This window comes from Devosia sp. LjRoot16, from assembly GCF_964252795.1.
Lineage (GTDB): Bacteria > Pseudomonadota > Alphaproteobacteria > Rhizobiales > Devosiaceae > Devosia_A.
The window spans coordinates 487,781-493,951 of the sequence record NZ_CAXUPH020000006.1 but is presented as its reverse complement, the minus strand read 5'-3'; the positions used below and the strand labels follow the sequence as shown (position 1 = coordinate 493,951).

General features: G+C 66.2%; 6 protein-coding genes. 5 read left to right on the top strand and 1 reads right to left on the bottom strand.

Going from position 1 to position 6,171, the window contains the following annotated elements:
- The first annotated feature begins 392 nt into the window (after positions 1 to 392).
- The 5 genes from ACSQ23_RS26545 (at position 393) to ACSQ23_RS26525 (ending at position 5,357) form a co-directional block, all read left to right on the top strand.
- Complete coding sequence (locus ACSQ23_RS26545; protein ID WP_082527998.1) at positions 393 to 1,664, top strand: extracellular solute-binding protein; 1,272 nt, start codon at positions 393 to 395, stop codon at positions 1,662 to 1,664.
- Positions 1,665 to 1,894: 230 nt separating this feature from the next.
- A complete protein-coding gene (locus ACSQ23_RS26540) occupies positions 1,895 to 2,782 on the top strand; it encodes a carbohydrate ABC transporter permease (RefSeq protein WP_248310508.1) in 888 nt (295 codons plus the stop codon).
- Positions 2,779 to 3,609 carry a carbohydrate ABC transporter permease gene (locus ACSQ23_RS26535; RefSeq protein ID WP_055877446.1) on the top strand — a complete coding sequence of 277 codons (831 nt, stop codon included), beginning with the start codon at positions 2,779 to 2,781 and terminating at the stop codon, positions 3,607 to 3,609. Before ACSQ23_RS26540 ends, ACSQ23_RS26535 begins: the two co-directional genes overlap by 4 nt.
- 39 nt (positions 3,610 to 3,648) lie before the next feature.
- Positions 3,649 to 4,572: a sugar phosphate isomerase/epimerase family protein gene (locus ACSQ23_RS26530; protein ID WP_055877449.1), complete on the top strand. Its 924-nt coding sequence runs from the start codon at positions 3,649 to 3,651 to the stop codon at positions 4,570 to 4,572.
- On the top strand, positions 4,569 to 5,357 hold the full coding sequence (locus tag ACSQ23_RS26525) for a TIM barrel protein (RefSeq protein ID WP_436092450.1): 789 nt from the start codon (positions 4,569 to 4,571) through the stop codon (positions 5,355 to 5,357). Before ACSQ23_RS26530 ends, ACSQ23_RS26525 begins: the two co-directional genes overlap by 4 nt.
- Positions 5,358 to 5,546: 189 nt before the next feature.
- Here ACSQ23_RS26525 and ACSQ23_RS26520 read toward each other — a convergent pair whose 3' ends face one another.
- A complete protein-coding gene (locus tag ACSQ23_RS26520) occupies positions 5,547 to 6,170 on the bottom strand; it encodes a TetR/AcrR family transcriptional regulator (protein WP_436092449.1) in 624 nt (207 codons plus the stop codon).
- Between the last annotated feature and the right edge of the window lies 1 nt (position 6,171).

Genomic DNA, 6,171 nt, shown 5'->3' with positions numbered 1-6,171 from the left:
CCCCCCCCCCCTTTGTCCCCCCCCCGGGGGGGGGGGGGGGGGACCAGGGGAGGGGGGGGGGGGGGGCGGCAAGAGTCTCGGCTTTGGCCCCCCCCTCCACCACCCTTCGGGCGGTCCCCCTCCCCCGCCACGCGGGGGAGGATGATTGAGAGACCGGTGCGTGCATTCCCCCGACAACTAACCAATCAGCGCCAAGGGCTTAGCGCCCGGTCCGCTGTCGCTCTCAACTGCCCATCTCATGTGCACAAATCCCGCTTGCGTAGAAAATCAGCATATGCAACCAATAGCGTCATGGCAATCGATTGCCAAGCCTAACCGGTGTCTCGAGGGAAGACGTTTAGACGGCGCCCACGGACACGAGTGCCCACTCATCACCAGCTCGGGGAACAGGTATGAAGTCCACCAATCGTGTAGCTCGGAGGGCCGTCCTTATCGGCGCCTCCGCCTTGGCCGCGTCGCTCGGCCTCGCCGCCACTGCCCATGCCCAGACCATCGACGATGCTCCGGCGAGCGGGGTACTGCAGCTCTGGATCGGCGGCGCCGAGGGCGAGAAGCTGCCGAGCTTCCTTGCCGATTTCGAGAAGGCCAACCCTGAGCTGAAGGTGGAGATCACCCAGATCCCGTCCGACCAGTTCGACGCAAAACTGTTGACCGCCATTGCTGCCGGCACGGTGCCCGATCTGGTGCGGCTCTATTCGCAGAGCCAGGCCAGCCTGATGGCGACCGGGGCCTTTGCAGCGGTGCCTGAAGGGCTGGTCAAGGCCGAGGATTTCTTCCCCGGCGCCTATGCCACCAGCGTCAAGGGCGGCGTCGCCTACGGCGTGCCGATGGATGCCTATGCCACCATGTTCCAGTATCGCAAGGATCTGGCCGACAAGGCCGGGCTCGGCGCGCCCAAGACCTGGGATGAGATGAAGGTTTTCGCCAAGGCGATGCAGGGGCAGGGCGCCACCTGGGGGCTCGGCATGGATATCGGCTACGATATCTACAACGCCCAGGGCCTCAACGAGTATGTGCACCAGAACGGCGGCGGCTTCCTCAGCGCCGACGGCACGCAATGGACCATCAATTCCGACGCCAATGTCGCGGCGCTCGACTATTGGGGCTCGTTCTTTTCCGAGGGGCTCGCTTCGCCCGACGGCCCGAAATTCCTCGATACCGTGCCGTGGTTCACCTCCAACGAGATCGCCGGCAAGGATATCGGCCCCTGGTTCGAGCAGTGGCTGGTCGATGCCAATGGGCGCGAGTGGGTGACTGCCAATCTCGCCACGGCAACCATGCCGGCCGGCCCCGCCGGCAGCGTCTCGGCGCTTGGCTCGGGCAGCCTTGCGGTGCTGAAGGACGGCAAGAACCCGACCGCCGCCTGGAAGCTGGTGCGCTACATGACCAAGCCCGAAACCCAGGTCGCCTGGTACATGTACTTTGGCAGCCTCCCCGCGGTGAAGGCGGCCTGGGACGATCCGGCCATTGCCGCCAACGGGCTGCTCAACGCGCAGCGCGAGGCACTGCAGACTGCCGTCGACGTGCCGCAGGTTTCCACCTGGAGCCAGGTCGGCACCTATCTCGGCCAGCAGATGGAACTGGTGGCCCGCGGCCAGGCAACGGCGAAGCAAGTGCTCGACGACGTGCAGGCCTTCGCGGAGTCGGCTGGGGTCGGGAACTGAGGCTGGCGCTATAGGGCGCGGGATGGTTCGGTTCGCATAGAGCACCCCCACCCTGTCCCTCCCCCGCAAGGGGACGCGGTAGCGCCCTGAGGGGGAGGAGACCAAAACACTGGCGTCAGTGTGAGCGTCTCCCTCCCCCTTGCGGGGAGGGGACAGGGGAGGGGGTACTCTTCCCGCACCGGCCCGGGAATTCGGCGGAAACATCGTCTCGGAGAATTGTGTTGGCCAATGTGGGCACAAGGCGGGGATCGTCGTGGCAGGCTGCCACGGCCTGGCTGTTCGTCGCGCCGTTCCTCGCAATCTTCCTGGTCTTCACCGCCATCCCGGCGCTGGTGGCCCTGGTCTATAGTTTCACCGATATGGGCGTTGCCGATATCCGGCGCCCGCTCGAGGTGGATTTCACCTTCCTCGATACCTTTGCCCGCGTGCTCACCAATGCGGGGTTCCTCAAGTCGCTGTGGACCACCGGGATCTTCATCGTCATCGGCGTGCCTCTGACGATGGCGATCGGGCTGATCCTCGCACTCGCCCTCAACAGCGGCATCCGGCGGCTCCGCGCCGTCTATCGCTCGGCCTTCTACCTGCCTGTCATCACCAACATCGTCGCCGCCGCGGTGATCTGGCAATACGCCTTCACATTGAAGGGGCCGGTCAACACCTTCCTCGGCTCGCTCGGCCTCCTCGGCCCCAACTGGCTGGGCGACCCGAACATGGCGATCGGCACGGTGATCCTCCTCACCACCTGGCGCAATGTCGGTACCTGCATGGTGCTGTTTCTCGCCGGGTTGCAGGCCATTCCCGAGGATGTCTACGAGGCGGCGGCGATCGACGGCGCCTCGGCCTGGCGGCGCTTCCTCTCCATGACCCTGCCGCTGCTGAAACCGGCGACCGTGCTGGTCAGCGTCCTGATGACAGTCTCCTACATGAACATTTTCGATGAGCCGTACCTCCTCACCAAGGGCGGGCCGCTCAGCGCGACCAAGTCGGTGGCGCTCTGGGTCTACGAGCAGTTCGGGCACGGCAATATCGCCGCGGCGATGGCCGGCTCCTACGTGATGCTGGCGATCGTGGTGCTGCTCGGCATCCTTCAGCTCAGGCTGCTGAGGGCCTGGCGATGAGCGGCAAGCACCCGTTGCGCACCGCGCTGCTCTACGCCGCACTGACCCTCGTGGCAGCCATCGTGCTCATGCCCTTCGTCTGGGTGCTGTTCGGCGCCTTCAAGACGCAGGGCGAGATCATGGCGGCGCCGGGCGCCTGGCTGCCGCAGGATTTCTCCAACCTCGCCAATTTCGCCGAGCTGTTCGAGCGCCGGCAGTTCGGCACCTATATGGGCAATTCGCTGATCGTTTCGGCGTTCACCGTCGCCTCGAACGTCTTGTTCAGTTCGCTCGCCGGCTATGCGCTGGCCAAGCTCCCGTTCAAGGGCAGCAAGCTGGTGTTCGGCTGCATCCTCGCAGCGATGATGATCCCCTATATCGCGCTGTTCGTGCCGCAGTTCTTCATCATCGTGCAGTTCGGCCTGGTCAATACGCTGGCCGGCATCGTGCTGCCGATCGCGGTGATGCCGATCGCGGTGTTCATCATGCGCCAGTTCGCGGATTCGGTGCCCGACGAGCTGCTCGAAGCCGCCCGGCTCGATGGCGCCGGGGAGTTCCGCATCTTTTTCGGCATCTTCCTGCCGCTGGTCGGGCCGGCGATTGCGACGGTCGCCATCATCACCTTCCTCAACTCGTGGAACTATTTCCTCTGGCCGCTGATCGTGGCGCAGGACCAGGGCACCTACACCCTGCCGGTGGGGCTCGCCGTCGCCAGCCAGGCGGCGCGCTCGATCGACTATGGCCTGCTGCTCGCCGGCGCCATCGTGGTGCTGCTGCCGGTGCTGATCCTGTTCCTGTTTTTGCAGAAGTACTTCGTGCGCGGCGTGGCCGTCACCGGGCTCAAATAACGCCCACACCCCTCAGTTTCATCCAGCGGAGATAAGTCCATGGCCAGCCGGCTCGCGACCGACATCATCACCTTCTACCACCCCCGGTTCTGGGGCCTCGAGAGCGAGGCGGAACTGGGGAGCTGGGCGGCGGCCAATCTCGACAAGTTCTGGGGCACGGTGCTCAACGCGCTCAGCGAAGCCGGCGTCAGCGGGCTCGAACTGACCTTCGCGCCGGGCAGCATCGACAATGTACTGAAGGCCTTCGGCAGCGCCAAGGCGTTCCGGGCCGAGCTCGATAGCCGCGGCCTCGCGGTGGTCAGCGCCTTCATGGCCGATGCGCCGGCCTGGAGCGGCACCGCCGATCTCGGCGCCATCATCGCCGATGCGGAGCGGCGGGCGGCGTTCATCGCCGAGGCGGGCGGCGAGATCCTCGTTACCGGGCTGCCGATGCGGAAGACCCGCGGCGTGCGGCCGCCGATGTTCATCGATCAGGCCTTCATGGCTGAGATGGCCCACATCGCCCATGCGGTGGGTGAGGCAATCGAGGGGGCCGGCATCAAGCTGGCGCTCCATACCGAATCCAACAGCGCGCTGTGGTACGAGCGCGATATCGCGCTGTTCATGGCCTATACCGACCCGCGCTATGTCTGGCTCTGCCCGGATTCCTGCCACATCACCTTGGGCGGCGGCGATCCGGTGCGGGTGGCGCGCCAGCACGACCAGCGCATCATCCTCGCGCACTGGAAGGATGCGGTGGGCAGGATCGAGACCGATCTCACGATCGACCACACCATCTACAGCCAGCAGCAGCGCTATATGGCCGATTTCGGCGTCGGCATCGTCGATTGGAATGCCTGGTCGGAGGCGATGCTCAACACTCCGGGTGCGGACATTGTGCTGCTCGAACTCGATGCGGCGAGCGATCCGGTCGCGGCGCTGAAAGCCGGCCGGGCAGTGGTCGACGCGGTGCGGGGGAAGTGATCGACTTTTCCATCTCGATCGAGCTGGCCTTCGCCGAAGGCGATCGTCCGTTCCCCGATCGGGTGCGGGCGGCAGCCGATGCCGGCTTTCCGGCGGTGGAAATCTGGGACTGGCGGGACAAGCCGCTTGCGGCGCTGGGCCGCGCGCTGCGTGACACCGGCACCAGGCTCGAAACGCTCTGCGTCGAGGATTGGCGCAACAAGTGCCAATTGGCCGAGCCGGCCGAGCACGCCGAGTTCGTGCGGCGGGTGGCCGAGACGGCGGCGGTGGCGGTCGAGCTCGGCTGTCCGAAGCTGGTGGTGCTGGCAGGCGACATCAGTGCTAGCGTGGCGCTCGAAACGCAGCTCGCGGCCGCCGGCGAGGCGCTGGCCCGGGCGTCCGATGCGATTGCCGGCCTGCCGGTGGAGCTGCTGGTGGAAGTGGTGAACCGGCAGTTCGAGGGGCCGAACGCGCTGCTGCAGGATAGCGAAAGCGCGCTCGACCTGCTGCGCCGGCTGGGCCGGCCGAATGTACGGTTCCTCTATGACCGCTACCACGCCATCCTCAATGGCGAGGCGCTCGGCTGGGCGGTGGCGGGGAACATGCCGCTGGTGGGGCACATCCAGGTGGCGGACATCCCCGGCCGGCACGAGTTCGGGGCAGGGGCGCATGACTGGGCAGCGGAATTCAACTGGCTGCTGCAGGCGGGCTATGCGGGGTTTGTCGGGATCGAGGCGATGCCGGTGGGGGCGAGCGCGGGGTTGTACCAGGGCGCGCAGGCGGTGTTGCGGGGGGCGGTGGGCTGACCCAGGAGTGCGACGGACGTCGGTTAAGTCCGTCGCTGCGCGGTTGCCGACCATCCACGTCACCGAACCCAGCCCCGCCGGTGCTGCTGATCCATGGGACCGAAGACGAGGTGGTGCCGATCGAACAGAGCCAAGGAGTTTCGAGAATCTGGTAAGGTTGGAACCAGGACAAGCGGGCCGGACGCTTGCTCAGTGCGGCAGGATCACCCGCACGCGGCCGGCGATTTCCGCCATGATGTCGTCGACCGAGCGCGTGGCGTTGATGGTGGCCGCCATGCTGACGAACATGATCGTCGAGACGATCTGCGCCAGGGTGGCGGCGACGTCCGGTTCGATGCGCTCGTTTCGACACAGAACCGCGGCGACTGCCGCTTCGGTCTTGAAGGTCAGCGTCAGGGCATCGCGGTGGTGCGGCTCGTCGGGGTCGCCGAAGACCAGTTCGCGCAGGTAAGCCCGCCCGTTCTCGACATTGACGCGGTTGCATTCGACGATCGGGCGGATGATGGCGAGCACCCCATCGAGCGCTCCGGACGTGGCTTCGGCGGCGGCCCGGCCTTGCTCGAGCGCCTCGACATAGCCCGAGTTCTGCACCAGCAGCAGCAACTCGCTTTTGCTTTTGGCATAAAGGAACAGCGTGCCGGTGCCGATGTCGGCCCGGTCGGCGATCTGCTGCGTGGTCACCGCATCGACGCCGTGGGCCTCGAAGAGCTGGCGCGCGGCGGCGACGATCCGGTCGAGCTTGTCCTGCTTGTTGCGCTCGCGACGTCCCACCGGTTTCGGTCCGGCCGGCGACATGTCCTCCAAGGTCTTCACC

What these genes read in the sequence shown, in the direction of transcription:
- ACSQ23_RS26535 (WP_055877446.1), top strand. Translation starts at nt 2,779, where the DNA reads ATGAGCGGCAAGCACCCGTTGCGCACCGCGCTGCTCTACGCCGCACTG.
- ACSQ23_RS26530 (WP_055877449.1), top strand. Translation starts at nt 3,649, where the DNA reads ATGGCCAGCCGGCTCGCGACCGACATCATCACCTTCTACCACCCCCGG.
- ACSQ23_RS26545 (WP_082527998.1), top strand. Translation starts at nt 393, where the DNA reads ATGAAGTCCACCAATCGTGTAGCTCGGAGGGCCGTCCTTATCGGCGCC.